The following is a 19916-nucleotide window of genomic DNA, read 5'->3' on the forward strand; positions in this document are numbered from 1 at the left end:
AAATTAATTTACTAAATCTGTTTATTTATGAGAAACCTGATACCCCCGCTTCTTTTTACTTTGGTTGCCCCCCGTTTAAACTTATACCGGCAAAATTATACTGCTTTTAAGCTAGTACTTATACTGGGGTTAAGTTTATGTTTCAGTAACTTATACGCCCAAACCACGGTAACCGGAACTGTTTCCGGTGCAGGTGGTGAAGCTTTGCCAGGTGTAACGGTATTGGTAAAAGGTACCACTAACGGTACTACCACCGATGCCAACGGCAGTTATAGTATTGGCATCCCAGCCGGTCAGGAAAATGGCACCCTCACTTTTTCTTTCATTGGTTATACCAGCCAGGATGTGGTAATTAATAACCGCACTACGGTAAACATAACCTTAGCCGAAGATACCAAAGCCCTGCAGGAAGTAGTCGTAATTGGTTACCAGACCGTGCGGAAGCAAGATCTAACCGGAGCGGTTTCGGTGATTAACCCGGCAGCCGCTAACCGCGTAGCCACTAACTCGGTGGCCGAATCTTTACAAGGCTTAGCCCCTGGTATTACCGTCCGCAACAGCGGGGCTCCGGGACAAATGGCTCGTATTGAAGTGCGGGGTGCAGCTAGTTTTGCCAACACCGATCCTTTGTACGTGATCGACGGGATGATTGCTGATGCCAATACCACTATTAATAACAATGACATTGAATCTATTCAGGTATTAAAAGATGCTTCGGCGGCAGCTATTTACGGTGCGCGGGCGGCTAACGGAGTAGTGATTATTACCACTAAACAAGGAAAAGAAGGTCCGGCTAAGGTTTCGCTTTCGGCGCGTTATGGCATTCAACGCATTCCGAAACGCTATGATGTAATGAACAGCACCGAGTTTGCGACTATGCAGAGTACTCAATACGAGAATTCGGGCCAAACTCCGCCCGCCAGCATAGGTTCGGCTTTTAACCCGAATATTAACACCGATTGGCAGGACGAAGTAATGCGCACGGGCAATGTACAGGATTATAACCTTTCTTTATCAGGAGGTTCTAAAACTGGTACGTACCTTATTTCGGGCAGCTATTTTACGAACAAAGGCGTTTTGATCGGTAATTCTTTTGAACGGGCTACTTTGCGGGTAAATACTCGCAGCACTAAAGGGCGGATAACCTTCGGCGAAAACATGGTGCTTTCTAACTCCAATACCAAAGATATTCCGGGTACCAATACTACCGAAATAAATCCTTTTTACAATGCACCGCAAATGCTGCCGATTATTCCGGTACGGGACCCTAGTTATATAAATTCTACTAACCCGGCTGGTTGGGGCTTTGGGCGGGTAGATGCGGTTACGTACGTGTCGAACCCGGTAGCTATCGCCGATTTAAATCCCCGCAAGTTTAATTATGCCAAGCTGGTAGGGAATGCTTTTGTAGATGTTAAAATTGCTGATTGGTTAACCTACCGCTTTAATACCGGTGCCGAGGTTAGTTTTGATTATTACAACGAAATCCGGAAAGTGGGCGTGTGGGAATTTAATGCAGCTCCGCGCAACAGTTCCATCGACGAAGACCGTTCGCGCTACTTGAATCTCTTGTTCGAAAATACACTTAATTTTAATAAAACTTTTGGCGTACATAGTATTAACGGCGTGGTGGGGGTTACGCAACAGCACGTTACGCGCGAAAATACTTCCGGCGGCCGCTCCGACTTACAAATTTATAACAATAATTACTTTACTACCATTGGTTCGGCCAGCGGTACTTCGGTAGCCGGTGGCGGACGGCCTATAGATTACCGTTTATACGGTTACCTGGGCCGGATTATTTACTCCTACAACGATAAATACTTGTTAACTCTTACGGGCCGTATCGATCAGGACTCCCGTTTTGGATCCAATTACCGCACCGGTTACTTTCCTTCTGTTGCCGCCGGGTGGCGCATCAGCAAAGAAAGCTTCTTTAATGTGGACTGGGTAACCGATTTAAAAATTAATGCTTCTTACGGTGAGTTGGGTATTGTAACGCAAGGTTCTTATGATTACACGGCTTTTATCAATAATAGCCCTAGAGCCATTTTTGGACCTAACCAAACTCCCTTTGTTGGCAGCACCCAAGCCCAGGTAGTTAACGAAAATCTGAAATGGGAAGAACGGGTGGTACGCAATATTGGTATTGATGCGGGCTTCTTTAACAATAGCTTAATCGTATCGCTGGAAGGATATAACTCTTTATCGAATGATAACTTATTGCAATTGCCGGTGGCTGGCTATTTGGGAAATTTACGGGGTGATCCGTTTATTAACGCCGGGTCTATCCGTAACAAAGGTATCGAGTTTTCGGCTACTTATCGCAACAGTAACCAAGCCCTGAAATGGGATATAAGCGGTAATTTTACTACCATTAAAAACGTAGTAGAAGATGTAGGAAACCAGGGCGAAGGCATTAACTACATTCAGTCGGGCAATACCCGCACCCAGGTGGGCCGTTCTTTAGGAGAATGGTACGTCATTCAAACCGATGGATTGTTTCAGACTCAGGAAGAAGTAAATAATTACGTAAATTCTGCCGGGTTAAAAATTCAACCTAATGCCAAGCCGGGCGATGTAAAGTTTATTGACCAGAATGGAGATGGTACCATCAATGCCAATGACCGCACTTTTAGAGGATCGCCGTGGCCTAAGCTTCAAACCGGTGCTCAGTTTAATGCTTCTTACAAGCAATTTAGCCTCAATTTGCAATTGATAGGCGTATTTGGCAATAAGCTTTATAACGATGTCCGGCGAGCCTTAGATTCGTACCAGCAAACTAATTTCCGGAGCGATATTAGTCCCTGGTCCCCAACCAACACCAATACCGAAGATCCCCGCATTGCCTTAAATACCGAGCAAAGCATTATTGATAACAACCGCGGAGACAGCGATCGTTGGTTAGAAAACGGCTCTTACGTGCGGCTACGGAACGTGGAACTGGGTTACAACGTGCCGGCTGCCTTATTGGGCCGGGCAGGTCTGCAAAATGCCCGTTTCTTTATCAGCGGACAGAATTTATTTACTATAACTAAATATTCTGGCCTGGACCCAGACGTAGTGGGAAATCCTGATCCTAACATTGCCCGCACCCGCATTCTGGAACGGGGAGTAGATTTAGGTAACTGGCCGGCTAGCCGCGTATTTTCCTTTGGTGTACAGTGCGATTTTTAAGCTAAGCTTCATCTAGATAGTATATGAAAAAGATTTTTATATTTTCCCTGTTTATTGCCTGTTTAGGTTTAGGCAGTTGCGAGAAAGAATTGGATATTGTAAACCCCAACCAGCCAACAGTAGAAGTTTTCTGGAAAACCGCCGATGATGCCCAGAAAGGAGTAAACGCGGTTTACAGTACACTGCACCGAGGCGCTATTTCGCGTTGGCTACCGTTTTATTACATTATTCGCTCCGATGAAGGCCGTAGCCAAAGTCCGGCTACCGATATCGTAAATAACATGGACCAGTTCCGGATAACCGATTACAATTTCTGGGGTTCGTACGATATCTGGCGCGACAGCTACATAGGTGTTTTTCGGGCCAACCAGGTTATTACCAACGTGCCCGCCATTCAAATGGATGATGCCCAAAAGCAACGGTTAATCGGCGAAGCCAAGTTTCTGCGGGGTTTATTTTACTTTCACCTGGTAACCTTGTGGGGGAATGTACCTTTAATGCTGGAACCCTCTACCACTACCGATAAACCCACTACAACACCGCAAGCTCAGGTATGGGCGCAGATTGAAAAAGATTTGACGGAGGCAGTTGCCGTTTTACCCACTACCTATGCAAACCCCGACGATTTAGGACGTGCGACCAAAGGCGCAGCGTATGCCTTATTAGCCAAAGCTTACTTGCAACAACGTAAATACAACGAATCCCTCACGCCCTTGCAATGGCTGGTAACCGGCGAAGGTAGTTCGCTTTACAGCCTGATGCCTAATTACCGCGATAATTTTTTAATTACCACTGAAAACAACGCCGAGTCGGTTTTTGAATGGCAATTCCAGCGGAACCCTACCGAAAACCACGACGACGATACCGATCCCCGGGCAGATAATTTAAATTATGGTACCTCTATTGCGCAATTTTTTGCACCTCCGGGTGTTGGCTGGTCTGATGGCGAAGCCCAGCGGTGGGTAGTGCATCAGTTCTTGAAAGAACCAACTGTTAGTGGGGATAGAGACCCACGTTTAGCCGCTACTTTTCTGTTTGATTCTACTGACGTGCGTGGACCGCAATTTACCCAGATTTATGGACAGGCTTTTGCACAACGGTACGGCACAGATAATGGCCAGCGGGTTTGGTTTCGTAAATTCTTGAACGATCATTGGAAAAACGAGGAAGGCTACAACTCGCCTAATAACTGGCGCTACATCCGTTACGCCGATGTGTTATTAATGTACGCTGAAGCCTTAAATGCCACTGGTAGTACCGCGCAGGCGTATCCATACGTAGACCGGGTGCGGCAGCGCGCTGGTTTAGCTCCTTTATCTACTGCCATGCCTAACCTAAGTCAGGATCAATTCTTAGCACAGTTAAAAACGGAAAGGTTGCTAGAATTAGCGGGCGAAGGGCACCGGTGGAACGATTTAGCCCGTTGGGGCGATTTAAGTCCGGAATTAGCCCAGCGCGATCCGGCATTCAGCACCTTTGTAAAAGGTAAAAATGAATTGTTGCCTATTCCACAACAAGAAACCGACATTAACCCGAATTTAAATCAGAACCCTAATTATTAATAAATCAGGTTACGAAACACGCAAGGAACAATAAAGGGCTATTAATGCCCTTTATTGTTTTTATTTAATTCAGAATAGAGTTAATAAGGCTTCGTTTAGTCGTATGACAAGTTCATAAGGCATGGAAGTAAATCCGCGCATAGGATATTTTGATTGTATAAATATTAACCTTAAGCTATTGTATGCTTTTCATTAGAAGATGGATAAAATTATAAATGGAATAGTAGCATTAAAGAAACAATACCCGCAGTTAATTAGAACTTTCCCTCCGGTAGATAGCCGGATGGTTAAATTTGTCGAAGAGTTTTTATCCATTAAATTAGATGAACAGCTTTTAGAAATTTATAGGTATAGTAATGGCCTTTCGTTTCTCCAATATGCCTTAGTAGGTATTAACAATAAACAGATGGGCAATTTATTAGACTTGAATCAAGCTATTCCGGACGAGATGTATACCCTCAATGGTAATCGATATTTAGCATTTATGAGTGACGCGGGTAGTGGTGATTATAGCTATCTGGATAATTCACAAGAAGTATATCACCCCGTGCATTTTTATAATGGTGAATCGTTTAACCATAATTTAATAGCTTCTTCTGTACAAATGTTTTTTGGATTCTTTTTGGAAAGGATCCCATATGTATTAGAAAATTACCTGAAAAATGGTGAATACTTGTCTATTGACGATGAAGAAATTATCCCTCCTAATCTCTAATCTTCTAAAAAGGATGAATCTAACTTATGCTCACCTTAGAATAATAGATCGACTTTATTCCTTGATTTATTTTAGTTGTTACATATAACACCTAAGGTAAACAGAAAAGCAGTAGCTACTAGCAATGATACCAGTCTGGCTATTGAGGGCCTTCTAAGGTTCTGGTTCTGCGCAGCAGAATTCCTACAATAGGAGGAAAGGGAGTTTAGACCCGCCCGAAAGAGCCAAACGAGGCCGGCTGGCCACGAGGCAAAACTTGAATTTAGTAAGTTAAATAGCACCAATGCCTGGAGACGGGAACCGGCTCCAAGTAATAGCTTAATTTAAAAAATATTAAAAATTATTTATGCATTTTACTAATACCAAAATAAGTAAACCATTTAAAAGGCGTCTTATAAGGCATAAAGCCCTACTATATATATTAAGTCTGCTGGTTTTTACGCAATGTAAAGACGACTCCGGAAAAGACCCCGGTCCGGTAAACCCACCAACCAATACGTTTCACCCGGATGAACAACCACCGGTAGATAACACCCGGCCCACTCTTATTATTCAATGGGAAACAACGGCTACCAAACTGTCGCATGAGGTATATTCTGCCGAATACGGTCGCATCCGGCGGATAAAAGGAGACACCTTGCTGCTTACTTATCATTTTGGACCACAAGGAGACGAATGGGATAACATTGCTTTAAAAAGAAGTATTGATGGTGGCCTTACCTGGTCGGAACCGGAAGTTGTAATGACGGATAACGATCCGAATTACTATGGTTTCTCGAATCCTGAAATTTTTGTAGCGCGGAACGGCGATGTTTTGCTGGCTTATACCGGCCGGGGCCGGCCCGACGATAATGCGCACGCCAACATTCAGGTTCGCATCAGTAAAGACCGGGGCTGGACTTTTGGCACGCCTGTTATTATAAATACTGGTCGTGCGTGGGAGCCCGCGCTTATTCAATTACCTTCCGGCGAAATAGATTTATTGTATTCCAGCGAAGCCAACTGGTGGCCCAGCAGTAATCCGCAACAGGAAATCCGGTTGGTTACTTCCTCAGACAATGGCTTAACCTGGGGGGCATCGCGCTCTGTGGCGTATACTTCGGGTGCGCGCGATGGCATGGCGGTACCTTTGGTATTAAAAGACAACAAAGGTATTGTGTTCCCAATCGAATCGGTAAATAATTCTAAATCGCCGTGGGTAGTATGGTCGTCGGTGGAGGCAAACTTTAATTATGCCAGTGCTGGCACTACGCAGAACAATCGCCGATGGCTTGCTACCACCGAAAATATCTGGGGCGGAGCGCCCTTTATCATTCAACTCCCCACCGGCGAAACTATTCTTTCGTGCCAGGATGCGGGTGGACGCTCTATTAGCTCGGACTGGAAAAAGAATACCATGCTCGTGTTGGCGGGTAATAGTATTGCCCAGAACTTCACAAATATTACCTATCCGTGGCCTAATTTACCACCTAACGAAGGAGCCTATTACAGTTCTTTGTTCTTAAGAGATGATTCAACCCTGGTATTAGTTACTACCCGAAATTTTGCGAATGGACACAGTGAGATTTACCAGAAAATAGGACATATTCAGCGGTAAAAAATAATTATTCAATTAAGGGAAGTGGCAGTTTATCCAAACAAGCCACTTCCCCGGTTAATAAAACACTTTCGTTCTAGAGTTAGAACTTTAGATGAATAGGCTTCTAACAAAAAATAAAGTTTAATCTCGCAGGGCTAACGCTACATTTCCTAAACCACCGTTAATAGTTATTTCTACAGATTGAGGTGTTTTGCCGTAAGCATCGTTCACGTAGTAACCCCCTTGTTTTTTCAAGGCATCGGTGTCCAGGCTGCCCAAGCCATTTACTTTTACCCGCACGCCGGTTTTGCGCGGTAGTACTAAGTTTAGACTGCCAATGCCACCGTTAATAGTAGCTTTCAGGTTAGTAGTACGGTTGCCAGATAAATCTAAATTTACTTCGCCTACTCCCGCATTTAATTGTACATCACTGACCGACGTGTTAGCCAAATTTACGTTAAATTCGCCGGCACCTGCTTCCATTACCAATCGGTTTATTTTTGCCCGGCTCAGATCTACGTTACCTTCGCCGGCGCCCATGCGCAAGTTTAAAGTAGTAGCTACTCCTTGGGGCAGTTTAATGTCCCAGTCGTTGCGGTCTTTATCCTTCATATTGGTGTTTTTCTCTTCGGGTTGTTTAATGGAGAGAAGTCCTTTACCTGGTTCGCCGTTGTATTTTATCTGGGGTTTCCAGATTTCTTTCGTGTACGTGAAATGGGAGTCGGCTTTGGGTGCGGTCTGAGTAGTTACTTTTAAAGTGCCGGCATTAATCTGAATTTCGGCTTGTAATGTTTTTACATTTTTCAAATCCAGACTCTGCGAAGAAGTGTGTTGGGCATTAGCCGGGTTACGTAAAGCAATTATTGCCATAACAAAGCAAAACAAAGCAATTCGGGTAAATTTCATTTTAATAAACATAATAGATAGGTTAGAGTAAGTACAGGGTACACCAAAACAATTTAGTAAATTATTACCACTAAAATTTAAAGAAACATAGAGGTTTCTCTGCCTATATTGCTTACTGAATGGCTTGATGCAAGAGCCGGGCTTTTTACATAAATAAAGCAAGGTGCAATTTTAAACGAATAGCCAGATTCCTAAAATTACAAATTTTTCTATTACATATGCAGCTTCAACGCATTCATCATGTCGCTATTATTTGCTCCGATTACCAACGCTCGAAACACTTTTACGTGCAAATTTTAGGCTTAACTATTGTGCAGGAAACGTACCGCGCCGAACGCGATTCTTATAAACTGGATTTAGCAGTAGGCGATCAATACCAGATAGAATTATTTTCTTTCCCCAACCCTCCGGCGCGGGTAAGTCAGCCGGAAGCACGGGGATTGCGGCATCTGGCTTTTGAAGTAAGTGATTTAAACTCCTGCTTGGCTCATCTGGAGCAACACCAGGTAAGCTACGAGCCCGTTCGGATAGATGAACTTACTAACAAACGATTTACTTTTTTTGCCGACCCGGATGGCTTGCCGCTGGAATTGTATGAAAAATAAAAGTTAAGGCTTTTACTAGTATAACTTTTTCACTTAACTTAATTCATCAATCACCGATTGTGGTGTTGTATATTTTTTATCTAAGCTCTTATTTACTCATGAAAAAGCTTTTATTTCCCATTTTGCTTCTTACTCTAGCCTTCGGCTGCAATAAAAAAACCGGCGAAACAAATACTGCCCGTGCTACTGGTAACTTAAATCTGGATACTATTCTCAAGAACTATTACGAAGAACGTTTAAAGCTTTTTCCGCTGGAAGCCACGGCTGTAGCCGATAACCGGTACAATGACCAATTGCCGATTGATATTTCTGAATCGCACCGGGCTGAAGCAAAAGCGCTATTTACTAAATACCTGACGCAATTAAAACAACTGGATACCACTAGCTTGCAAGCTCAGGAAGAACTTAGCTACGCTATTTTTAAACGTGATATGGAATTGGCCTTGGAAGGCTTAACCTTTCCGGAGCACCTGATGCCTATAAATCAGTTTTGGGGTTTGCCGTTAATCATGGCCCAACTGGGTTCCGGGGCTAGTTACCAACCTTTTAAAACCGTAAAGGATTACGATAACTTTTTAGGCCGTATTACGGGCTTTCAGGTTTGGGGCGATACGGCGGTTGCTAACATGCGCCGCGGGATGGTGGCTGGCTACGTTTTACCCAAAGCATTAACGCAGAAAGTGCTGCCGCAATTGAAAGCGTTAGTAACCAACGACCCAACTAAAAGTATCTTTTTCGATCCTATTAAGAATATACCCAAAGATATTCCTGCGACCGAAAAAGACCGTTTAACCCAAGCGTATACGCAGGCTATTAAAGAGAAAGTAGTACCTACTTACAAAAAGCTGCACGATTTTATGGAGCAGGAATATTTACCAAAATCCCGCACCACTTCCGGCATTAGCGCCATACCTAACGGTGATAAGTATTATAATTATATGGTAAGATACTGGACCACTACGGATAAAACTCCCGATGAAATATTTAACACTGGTCAGCAGGAAGTAAAACGTATTCGAGCCGAAATGGAAAAAGTAAAAGAACAGGTAGGTTTTAAAGGCGATTTACTAGCTTTTTTTAAGTTTGTACAAACCAATGCCCGCTTTAAGCCTTTTAAAACCGACCAACAAGTATTGAATGCTTACCACGAAATTGAGAAGCGCATGCAGCCGCAATTAAAGCAATTGTTTGGCCGGGTACCTAAATCTAAATTCGAGGTAAGACAAACCGAAGCATTTCGCGAAGCTTCGGCCAGTGCAGAATATAATCCGCCGGCTCCAGATGGTTCGCGGCCGGGCGTTTTTTACGTTCCCATTCTTCAGCCCCAAGATTATAACAGCACCGAAACGGAATCTTTGTTTTTGCACGAAGCCATTCCGGGCCACCATTACCAAATATCGTTGCAATACGAAAACGTAGATTTACCTAAGTTCCGGCGCTTTGGTTGGTACGGCGCTAACGGCGAAGGCTGGGCGCTTTATACCGAAAGCTTAGGCAAAGAACTGGGTTTATATACCGATCCGTATCAATATTTCGGCCGGTTGAGTAACGAGATGCACCGGGCTATTCGATTAGTAGTAGATGCTGGGTTACACAGTAAAGGTTGGACGCGCGAACAGGCTATTCAGTTCTCCAAAGAAAACGAAGCTTCGGATGAGCAAGGCATTATTGCCGAAATAGAACGCTACATGGCTATTCCGGGGCAAGCACTTTCTTATAAAACCGGCGAACTCAAGATCCGGGAGTTGCGCAACCGTTATCAGCAGCAACTAGGTAGCAAGTTTAAGTTAAGTGACTTCCACGACGAAATCCTGCGCGACGGCGTTATGCCCTTAGCGGTTCTCGAAACCAAAATGAATGCCTGGGCCGCCGATCAAAAATGAGGCTAGCACCGGCAAAAGATGCCTAAAGTTTAAAAGCAAAAAGAGCGACCTTAATCGCTCTTTTTGTTTTTAAACTTTATTTACGGATTCTACTATCCTTATCCGGTTATAAAATAGTAGCTAAGAATAAATAAGACCAGTTTGGCTGTGAAGGGCCTTCTAAGGTTCCGGTTCTGCAAAGCAGAATTCCGACGATAGATGGAAAGGAAACATAGACCAGCCCCGAATAGCCAAATGAGGCCTGCCAGCCATGAGGCAAGCAAATACTGATGAACTGCATTAGCACCATCAAATGAAGGCTTTTTTAAGCCTTCATTTGATGGTGCTAATGTCTTAAACTGTACCTATTAAAGGGAATTCACCAAAGTATAAACCATTAATTTTAGCTATATTGTACTAAACAAATCAGTGAAATTGCTTTTTAGCTAGATAGAATTAAAATAAAGTAAACTTATTGCAACAAAATTTAACATTTTACTCCCTTTCTTACGTACCCGGCTTTAAGATGCGGCTATTTCGGAAAATAAAGGTAATACAGTTCCTGCTTAAGGATGCCTTTCGGGAGTATCGGAAAAACGATCCGTTACGCTTAGGTGCTTCTACCGCTTTTTTTACCACTTTTGCCCTTCCGCCCATATTAGTACTTTTAATAAACTTTCTGGGCTTGTTGTACAGCGCCGATATAATTAGCGCTCAGTTAATTAGTAAAGTGCAAAGCTTATTGGGCTATCGTACCGGGTCCGGCCAGTTAAGTAAAATCCTGGATAATATTCAACATATACCACCCAACGGTTATTATGCTGCACTGGGGATGCTTTTTCTTATTTTTGTAGCTACTACCTTGTTTATAGTAGTAAAAAGTTCGCTTAATCAACTCTGGGATGTACGCCCTTGTCCTACTGGTACCTGGCGTCGAATCTTTAAAACCCGCCTGATTGCGTTGGGTTTAATAATATTTACGGGGATTTTGTTTATTATTACTTTGCTGGCTGAATCGGCGATTAATTACCTGGGCGATACGCTGTTTTATGTTTTGCCTAGTCGTGGTTTAATAATAATCCGTTTAGGTAATGCCTTGGTTTCGTACCTGATCGTGACGGCCTGGTTTGCGATTACGTTTAAATATTTACCTGATATCCGGATTGCCTGGCGGCCCGTTTGGGTAGGGGCTTTCTTTACAGGGCTGCTATTTACAGTGGGTAAACTAATTTTAGGTCGGTTATTGCTGCACAGTAATTTAGGACCTATTTATGGCCCTTCGGCTTCGATCTTAATTTTAATGCTGTTTGTGTTTTATTCGGCGATGCTCATGTTTTACGGGGCATCTTTTACGAAATCGTACGCCCATTATGCTGCTTTTAAGGTTCGGCCTAAAGCTTTTGTGCGCCGTTTTCGGTCTAAAACCCACAAAGCACCAATAGCCAAATTAACAGCGGAACCGAAAACGGGTAAGCTACCAACTTATCTATCGTGGAATGAAATTAGAAAACTAATTAATAATTACGATTAATGGAGCTATCTACCCAATTTATTCACGCAAAAGTCTAACATCTAATATCTTGATACTTGTGTCTGTTTTTTTAATAGGCAAACCGAATATCTTTTATTCGGAGTTGCATCGAAATAATGCCCCGGTAAACGTTTTCTTCGATAGAGTAACACACATCAAACGGTATACCTTTCTGAATACGCTCGCAATGGTCGGCCATTCCAAAAGCAATGGCATCTAATGGAGTATTGCCATCTTGTGCCAATCGTAGTTTTAAGTGAGTATCGCCTACTACCCGGCACGAACCGGTATCAAACACGCACTCCGACCAAAATACCGGTGCGTGGTTGCCGGGGCCAAAGGGCTTCATTTGTTTAATAATATTGTAGAAACTGGGCGTAATCTGGCTAAGGTTAATTTTGGCGTCTATTTCAATCTGCGGAATAAGCAATTCTTCGGTAATAGTGCGGGAAACAATTTCTTCGAAGCGCTCGCGGAAAGCCGGCACGTTTTCTACCTTCATGGTTAAGCCGGCTGCGTACATGTGGCCCCCATATTGCTCCAATAAATCGGCACACTCTACAATAGCGCTATGCACATCAAAGCCAGGCACAGAACGAGCCGAACCCATGGCTTTACCATTCGATTGCGTTAAAATAATGGTGGGCCGGTAATATTTTTCGATGCACCGCGAAGCCACAATACCCACCACACCTTTGTGCCAGGATTCTTTGTACAATACCGTAGAATTCGATTTCCGCAGCATGGCATCCTGTTCAATCATGAGTAGCGCTTCTTTGGTAATGCTGGTATCGTAGCCCCGGCGCTCTTTGTTCGATTCGTTAATGATATCGGCTTTCTGGAAAGCTTCTTCTTTGGTTTCAGCGAGTAGCATGTGTACCGAACGCTTGGCGTCGCCCATCCGGCCAGCGGCATTAATGCGCGGGGCAAACCCAAATACAATGCTGTTAATATCCAGTTCTTCCTTTAAGCCAGCTAATTCTTTTAACGCTTGCAAACCCGGCCGCAGAGGCGCGCCGGAATTAAAAACGCGTAAACCGTAATAAGCCAAAATACGATTTTCACCGGTAATAGGCACAATATCGGCGGCAATACTTACTACTACTAAATCCAGTAAGCTAAACAAAGAGGCCGTATCAATATCGTTTTGGATAGCAAAAGCCTGCATTAACTTAAAGCCCACGCCGCAACCCGATAGCTCTTTGTACGGATAGGGGCAATCGGTCCGTTTGGGATCCAGTACTGCTACCGCATCCGGAATTATTGTGTCAGGTAAATGGTGGTCGCAAATAATAAAATCAATGCCTTTGGTCTTGGCGTAACTAATTTTATCTACCGATTTAATACCGCAATCCAGGCTGATGATTAATGTAAAGCTGTTCTCGTTTGCCCAGTCAATTCCCTGGTTGGAAACACCATAGCCTTCGGTTTCGCGGTCCGGAATATAAAAGTCGAGTTCTTTAATGTGTTGCCGCAAGTAACTGTATACCAAAGCTACTGACGTGGTGCCGTCTACGTCGTAATCGCCGTAAATGAGTACTTTTTCGTTGCGGTGAATGGCTTCGTTTAAGCGATTTACCGCTTTATCCATGTCCCGGATTAAAAACGGATCGTGCAGGTCGTCGAGAGAAGGGCGAAAGTAAGCTTTAGCAGTTTCAAAAGTGCACAAATTACGTTGACAAAGAACACTCGCCAGCGTTGGACTTATATTTAAACTTTCCGAAACTCGTTGTACGGTAACTTCATCCGGTACTGGTTTATAAACCCATCTTTTCTCCATATCGCTACTGGCGGCTGTGCTTGTAATAAGTGCAAAAGTACGGATATTAATAAAGATTTCCGGTGAGAAGTTCCCTATTTGCTTCCACACTTTTAAAGTATTATGTAATTTTAACGAGAGTTAACAAGTAAACCTTTTGAAAAAGTTAAAAGAAATTTATCACAGATACAAAGATTATATCCAGACAGACGCGCTGATGTACCTATTCTTTATCTTATTTATAATTGTTATGTTCATCTTTTTCAGCGATTAAGCCTCTTGGGTACGCTTCAATTTTCCTTCAGAATACAAAAGTACTTTTAGGCGGATTTTACCCGGAAAGTGCTTATTCATTATGAAAATACTAATTGTAGAAGATAATCGCGAACTTTCAGAAACCTTGGTACATTATTTAAAACAGGAAGGATACCTCTGCGAAACTGCCTATAATTACCAAACGGCCGAAGAAAAAATAAATATATATGCTTACGATGTAGTGGTGCTGGATATTACCTTGCCCGATGGCAGCGGCTTAGAAATATTAAAACAATTAAAGCAAAAGCGGCCCGACGAAGGCGTATTAATTATTTCGGCCAAGAACGCTTTAGACGATAAACTTACCGGCTTAAATTTAGGGGCCGACGATTACCTTACCAAGCCTTTTCACCTGGCCGAATTAAATGCCCGGATTCAATCGTTGTTGCGGCGGAAACGTTTTAATGGCAGCCATGAGATAACCGTAGGCGATTTGCGTTTAAATACCGCTACGGCGCAAGTATTTATAAAAGATAACGAGATTATACTAACCCGTAAAGAGTACGAATTGCTGTTGTATTTTTTGAGTAATCGAAACCGCATTTTAAACAAAGAAGCTATTGCCGAGCACCTGTGGGGCGATAATATTGATATGGCCGATTCTTTTGATTTTATTTATACGCATATCAAAAACTTACGCAAAAAAATTGCGAGCTACGGTAGCAGCAACAACATAAAATCGGTGTACGGCATGGGTTATAAATTTGTAGTAGAATAAGAATGAGGCTGATTACTAAAACCACGTTGCTGTACCTGTTAATTACGGCAATAGTAATTGCCAGCAGCGGCTTGGTATTATATAACATTACCAATAACTTTGTTCAGAAGCGGATTCGCGATTATTTTACGCATAAGGAAACCCGCCTGACAGGTTATCTTTCTAAACCCCAGGTTGATTTAGATTGGATAAATTCATTTAAATCGCAGCACGTAGAACCTCTTTCTAATTTAAAAACTCCCTTACTTAAGAATTACGACCGCGATACCATTATTTTTAATGATTTAGAAGGTGAAAGACAGCCCTTCCGGGCGCGTACCTTAGATAAAGTGGTAAACGGGCAACGCTACCGCATCTCTATGTACATGGCCTTAAAAGAATCGCGGTTAGTATTGGGCGGAATTATAACGTCGTTATTTTACGTTTTCCTGGCTCTTCTGGCTCTCATGTTATTACTAAATTACTTGTCGTCGCGGTATTTATGGCAACCCTTTAATTATACGCTGGAGCAAATAAAACATTACTCCCTCAATCAAGGCATTGCCTTAGCCGAAGTACCCACCACTACCAAGGAGTTTAAAGAACTAAATAACTTGTTTGCCCAAATGACCAGCCGCATTGAGCACGATTTCCGGAATATGAAAGAGTTTACCGAGAATATTTCGCACGAAATTCAAACTCCGCTGGCTATTATAAAGGCAAAAATAGAAATGCTGCAAAAAACGGAAAAGCTATCCGGCGAACAGGCTAAAACCATTGGTGCCATATACCGGGCTACCTCTCATTTATCTAAGTTAAGCAGAACCTTGGGCTTAATTAGCAAAATTGAAAACCAGGAATTTACTAATCGCGAGGAGCTGGATTTAAAAACTTTTCTGGAACCTTTACTTTTTAACTTTAAAGAGTTGGCCGAATTAAAGCAAGTTAAAATTGATTTTAAGGCCAACGACAATGTTTTTATTACTATTGATCCGTACCTTTTAGATGTGCTACTGAGTAATCTGATAAAGAATGCCTTGAGCCACAACTACGAAAAAGGCGAAATTTTAATTTGCTTGGAGCCGCAGCAACTTACTATTTGCAATACCGGTCCGGTACTTGATTTTGCGGAATGCGAAATTTTTGATCGATTCCGTCGCAACGGCCACAATTCTTCTTCTTTAGGTTTAGGGTTGGCCATTGTTAAAAAAATATGCTACTTAAATAACCTGGATATTTCTTATTCTTACCAGGAGCCGCTTCATTGCTTTACCCTACGGTTTTAATGCAGTTTAATTATTTTCTTCGATTAGGGAGTTTTAGTAAGTATAGGATAAGAAAGTCGCTACTTTGCAACAACTTACTGGTACCTGAAAGGTTGAATGACCCGTTATACCTATAAAAAAGAAAGTATATGCTCTTTTCTAGTTCTGAGGGTTCTACATTAGGTCAGTTAATTCAAACTTTACCGCAGGCAGGTAAACTTACCTGGATTGGTATCCGGCCCGCGCGTTCTGCCCCGTTGCAAACTTTAGCAGTTGTAGAAGCCTTAACCGATCATGGTTTAACCGGCGACCATTACAGTGGCAAACCCGGCAGTAAGCGGCAAGTAACTCTTATACAAGCGGAACATATAACGGCGGTAGCATCTATGCTGCACCGTTCTGAGTTAGAGCCAGGTTTGCTCCGCCGGAATTTAGTAGTGCAAGGCATTAATTTACTGGCTTTAAAAGACCGCCAATTCTGGGTAGGCGAAGTTTTGCTCGAGATGACCGGTTTTTGCCACCCGTGTTCTCGTATGGAAACGAACCTGGGGCCAGGTGGGTACAATGCTATGCGCGGCCACGGAGGAATTACTGCCCGTATTCTGCAAGGCGGCAGTCTGCAATTAGGTGATTTAGTAAGAGTGCAGGTATAAAATATAAGATTGACTTAATTTATAGCTTTTTTGAAATACAAATAAATCAGACTCCCTAAAAAAACAAAGCCTTGGTTTACTAAAACCAAGGCTTTGTTTTTTATTACGAAAGGTCAGTTCCTTAAGCGGATGCGTCGTTGGTTTTAATACGGAAAGAAACCTGGGCATTTTCCCATTTCATAGTAACAGTACCTGTATTTTTACCTTTTGGAGTAACGTCAATTTTCAGGCGCTCGGTTAATTCTTTGGTAGTAGTAGGTTTTACTTTAACGCGTAAAGCATCCTGCGCCTGGTCGTATTTAAAAGCGCCCCATTGTTCGGCAGTTTTATTAAAAATAACAGTCCATTCGGTTTGGTTCGGAATAGTAAATAAGGCGTAGGTACCAGCTTTTAATGGTTGGCCTTCAATGGTTACATCTTTATCAAAAGTAATAGTGGTAGCCTCGTTAGCACCGGTGCGCCATACTTTGCCATAAGGCTCTTTTTCGCCGAATATCTTACGGCCTTTTACCGAAGGAGAACTATAGTTAATGGTAACCTGGGTACTTCCGATTTTACCCGAAGCAGTAGCCGGCGGACTAACCCGTTGAGTTTTATCTTGTTGGGCAAAGGCCAGTGTAGAAATAGTAAAAAATAAACACAGTAACAGGCTTGCTCTAAATTGTTTCAGTAACATAGGTTTTTAGTTGAATGTAGTTTTATAAAATAAGACAAAAAATAACAACTCTCTGACGTACCCAGGTAACGTTATTACTTAACAGATATTGTCAGCGCAATGCAGGAGTTCTATAGCTCAATACTTATAATAGTCTTACCTATTATTTACCAGGCTATTACTATTACATTAATTCTTAAAGCCATTTGAGTTTGTAGCTCTTGTAATACTACTTAAATATAACTAAAACCCCGAATAGTTGGGCTTATATTTTCCTGTTTCCAGACAAAACTTCGTTTTGTAAGTACCAGAGCAGTAAAAAACAGTTGTTGAACACATCTTTATGTTTTAACTAAATTGCATAATTTTTAATGAAGTATACAAATAGCTAAGGTTTATTAACAATATTACTGATATTCTTAATATTCAATAAGTTGCATTGCTGATATATTAAGATAATGTTAAATTTACTGAGAATTTACTAATAAAATTGTAATTTACTTGCGAATGTATCAATAAGTGCTTTACTTTGTTGCATAATTTAAATGAAAACAAAATGAAAAAAGTACTTTACACCGCATTATTGGTAACTGGGTTATCAGTAAGCACCTTTGCCGCAGACGATTACAGATATAATAAAGAAGCTAAAGTTTCTACCAGTGCCCAAGCCCAATTTAACGACTTATATTCCCGGGCTACTAACGTAAGCTGGACAGTAACAGATAAATTTCAAAAAGCTTTCTTTACTCTGGATGGAGTTACCATGACTGCTTTTTACGATTTAAACGGCGATCACATTGCTACCACTCAGCCTGGTAAATTAGAGCAATTATCCGAAACAGCTTTATCCAGAATTTCAAAAGCTTACAAAGGCTACGAAGTGGGCAAAGTAATCGAATATAACAGCACTAGTACCGTGTATTTCGTAGAATTGAGAAAAGGCGAAAGAGAACTTTTAGTACGGGTAACTCCCGATAATTCTGTTTATTTTTTCAAACAGATAAAATAAAAGTATATGCTTGTAGCCCTCGATCCGCTATTAAAAACCTTACCGCATATCTGGTAAGGTTTTTTTATGCCTTTACCTTTCCCAAATTTACTAAATCCTGTTCCGCCTTCTGCGGTTTTTTCCGGAGTTGTACTAGTACACATTAACAGCTAAAATTTAGTTTGGTTATTGGTTTACCTGTATTTTAAGTTTGTATACCGTTATAATTTTGCGGTAAAGTTTAGAGTGTATGCTCTTACATTTCTTGGTATATTTTTTATTCTTCTTTTAATACAACCTTACAGTGCTTATTCCTGATTAGGTGCCCTTCGTGTAACTACCTTTCTTTAAATGCGTTTGTGCTAGCTAAACCAATTTTCTATTTGTTTCAATAGTATTAAACAAGCTTAAAGCTGGGCAAGAACCAGGGCGTTGGTATTTCCTGCGGCCGTAATGCTACGGGTAGCTGCTGTTAAATGGTGCCGATAACAGAGAAATAGCTTAAGCAGTACTTTCAAACTAAAATAAAACTATGGCAGAAAAAAAGTTAGGCTGGGCACTCGTTGGATTAGGTAAGTTTGCTACCGAGCAGTTAATACCAGCATTCCCTAATTGTAAAAAATCAAAGTTGGTGGCTTTGGTGAGTGGTTCGCCGGAGAAAGCCCAGCGGATAGCAGCCGAAAACAACCTAAATCCAAAAAATATTTACAATTATCAAAACTTTGACCTTATTAAAGATAACCCTGAAGTAGATATTATTTACATAGTATTACCCAACAGCCTGCACGCCGAGTACACCATTCGGGCAGCGCAGGCGGGTAAACACGTAATGAGCGAAAAACCCATGGCTACCAGCGTAGCCGATTGTCAGAAAATGATTGATGCCTGCCAAAAAGCCAACAAAAAACTTATGATTGCTTACCGGGCGCAGTACGAACCTTTTAACTTAAAATCTATTGAGTTAATTAAAAGTGGAAAAATTGGCAAATTACGTTTTCTTACTTCCGACCACGGCCGCTTACTAAAACCCGAGCAACCCGAAGATAAATGGCGCGCCGATAAAGAACTGGCTGGTGGCGGCTCTTTAATGGATATTGGTGTTTACAGCTTAAATGCCATGCGGTACTTAACCGGCGAAGAGCCCGTAGAAATATCGGCCATGATGCACAGCGACCCCAATGATCCCCGATTTAAAGAAGTAGAAGAAACAGTAGCTTTTTCGTTACGTTTCCCGAGCGGCGTATTGGCCAATTGCAGTTCCAGTTACGGGTACGATAGCGTAAAACGTTTCCAGGCTTTTGGCTCCAAAGGTACGCTCATTTTAGACCCGGCTACCGATTACTACGAACATAACCTGGAACTGAAACTGGAAGATGGCAAGCACGAGGTGCAAGTGAAAGAAGAAGACCATTTTGCCGCCGAAATAGATCACTTATCCGAATGTGTACTGGAAAATAAAACACCTAAAACGCCCGGCGAAGAAGGTTTGCGCGATGTAAAATACATGATGGCCATTTACGAAGCCGCTAAACAAGGTAAGCCAGTGAAAGTATAGTTTCTTTTAATTTTAAAAGAATTTTAGTCAGTAATTCCTCAATCAGGCTTAAAAATTAATGGTTTTTGATAAGAAGTTTAGCGGTTATACCT

Annotated in this window: 15 protein-coding genes; 12 read left to right on the forward strand and 3 right to left on the reverse strand. The window is 42.0% G+C overall.

Annotation, left to right across the window (positions count from 1 at the left end; genetic code table 11):
- Positions 1–27 precede the first annotated feature (27 nt).
- The 4 genes from HUW48_RS25775 to HUW48_RS25790 all read left to right on the forward strand — a co-directional run bounded on the left by HUW48_RS25775 (position 28) and on the right by HUW48_RS25790 (position 7051).
- Positions 28–3177: a SusC/RagA family TonB-linked outer membrane protein gene (locus HUW48_RS25775; RefSeq protein ID WP_182413665.1), complete on the forward strand. Its 3150-nt coding sequence runs from the start codon at positions 28–30 to the stop codon at positions 3175–3177.
- A 23-nt stretch (positions 3178–3200) separates the two neighbouring features.
- Positions 3201–4739 (forward strand): RagB/SusD family nutrient uptake outer membrane protein, encoded by a 1539-nt coding sequence (locus HUW48_RS25780; RefSeq protein WP_182413666.1) that lies wholly within the window; start codon positions 3201–3203, stop codon positions 4737–4739.
- Positions 4740–4938: 199 nt separating this feature from the next.
- On the forward strand, positions 4939–5454 hold the full coding sequence (locus tag HUW48_RS25785) for an SMI1/KNR4 family protein (protein WP_182413667.1): 516 nt from the start codon (positions 4939–4941) through the stop codon (positions 5452–5454).
- Positions 5455–5800: 346 nt separating this feature from the next.
- Positions 5801–7051 carry a sialidase family protein gene (locus tag HUW48_RS25790; protein ID WP_182413668.1) on the forward strand — a complete coding sequence of 417 codons (1251 nt, stop codon included), beginning with the start codon at positions 5801–5803 and terminating at the stop codon, positions 7049–7051.
- A gap of 123 nt (positions 7052–7174) precedes the next feature.
- Here the strand turns inward: HUW48_RS25790 and HUW48_RS25795 are convergent, their stop codons facing one another.
- Positions 7175–7939, reverse strand: coding sequence for a toast rack family protein (locus tag HUW48_RS25795; RefSeq protein ID WP_182413669.1), 765 nt, complete (start codon positions 7937–7939; stop codon positions 7175–7177).
- 218 nt (positions 7940–8157) lie between these two features.
- On the opposite strand from HUW48_RS25795, the gene gloA2 reads away from it, so the two are divergent.
- From gloA2 to HUW48_RS25810, 3 genes are all read left to right on the forward strand, one after another.
- Positions 8158–8544 (forward strand): SMU1112c/YaeR family gloxylase I-like metalloprotein, encoded by a 387-nt coding sequence (gene gloA2, locus HUW48_RS25800; protein WP_182413670.1) that lies wholly within the window; start codon positions 8158–8160, stop codon positions 8542–8544.
- A gap of 98 nt (positions 8545–8642) precedes the next feature.
- Positions 8643–10427 carry a DUF885 domain-containing protein gene (locus HUW48_RS25805; RefSeq protein ID WP_182413671.1) on the forward strand — a complete coding sequence of 595 codons (1785 nt, stop codon included), beginning with the start codon at positions 8643–8645 and terminating at the stop codon, positions 10425–10427.
- Positions 10428–10932: 505 nt separating this feature from the next.
- Complete coding sequence (locus tag HUW48_RS25810; RefSeq protein ID WP_182413672.1) at positions 10933–11937, forward strand: YihY/virulence factor BrkB family protein; 1005 nt, start codon at positions 10933–10935, stop codon at positions 11935–11937.
- A 70-nt stretch (positions 11938–12007) separates the two neighbouring features.
- Here the strand turns inward: HUW48_RS25810 and recJ are convergent, their stop codons facing one another.
- A complete protein-coding gene (gene recJ, locus HUW48_RS25815; protein ID WP_182413673.1) occupies positions 12008–13717 on the reverse strand; it encodes a single-stranded-DNA-specific exonuclease RecJ in 1710 nt (569 codons plus the stop codon).
- 334 nt (positions 13718–14051) lie between these two features.
- Between recJ and HUW48_RS25820 the strand changes: the two genes are divergently transcribed.
- The 3 genes from HUW48_RS25820 to HUW48_RS25830 all read left to right on the forward strand — a co-directional run bounded on the left by HUW48_RS25820 (position 14052) and on the right by HUW48_RS25830 (position 16626).
- A complete protein-coding gene (locus HUW48_RS25820) occupies positions 14052–14729 on the forward strand; it encodes a response regulator transcription factor (RefSeq protein ID WP_182413674.1) in 678 nt (225 codons plus the stop codon).
- Between the two features lie 2 nt (positions 14730–14731).
- Complete coding sequence (locus HUW48_RS25825) at positions 14732–15994, forward strand: sensor histidine kinase (protein WP_182413675.1); 1263 nt, start codon at positions 14732–14734, stop codon at positions 15992–15994.
- A gap of 128 nt (positions 15995–16122) precedes the next feature.
- Positions 16123–16626: an MOSC domain-containing protein gene (locus tag HUW48_RS25830; RefSeq protein WP_182413676.1), complete on the forward strand. Its 504-nt coding sequence runs from the start codon at positions 16123–16125 to the stop codon at positions 16624–16626.
- Positions 16627–16747: 121 nt separating this feature from the next.
- On the opposite strand, the gene HUW48_RS25835 is transcribed toward HUW48_RS25830, so the two are convergent.
- Positions 16748–17302 carry a DUF2911 domain-containing protein gene (locus tag HUW48_RS25835; RefSeq protein WP_182413677.1) on the reverse strand — a complete coding sequence of 185 codons (555 nt, stop codon included), beginning with the start codon at positions 17300–17302 and terminating at the stop codon, positions 16748–16750.
- A gap of 535 nt (positions 17303–17837) precedes the next feature.
- Here HUW48_RS25835 and HUW48_RS25840 point away from each other — a divergent pair.
- Both HUW48_RS25840 and HUW48_RS25845 read left to right on the forward strand, forming a co-directional pair.
- Positions 17838–18290: a hypothetical protein gene (locus tag HUW48_RS25840; protein ID WP_182413678.1), complete on the forward strand. Its 453-nt coding sequence runs from the start codon at positions 17838–17840 to the stop codon at positions 18288–18290.
- 511 nt (positions 18291–18801) lie between these two features.
- Positions 18802–19824 (forward strand): Gfo/Idh/MocA family protein, encoded by a 1023-nt coding sequence (locus HUW48_RS25845; protein ID WP_182413679.1) that lies wholly within the window; start codon positions 18802–18804, stop codon positions 19822–19824.
- Positions 19825–19916 lie beyond the last annotated feature (92 nt).

Source organism: Adhaeribacter radiodurans (genome assembly GCF_014075995.1).
In the GTDB taxonomy this organism is placed as follows: Bacteria; Bacteroidota; Bacteroidia; order Cytophagales; family Hymenobacteraceae; genus Adhaeribacter; species Adhaeribacter radiodurans.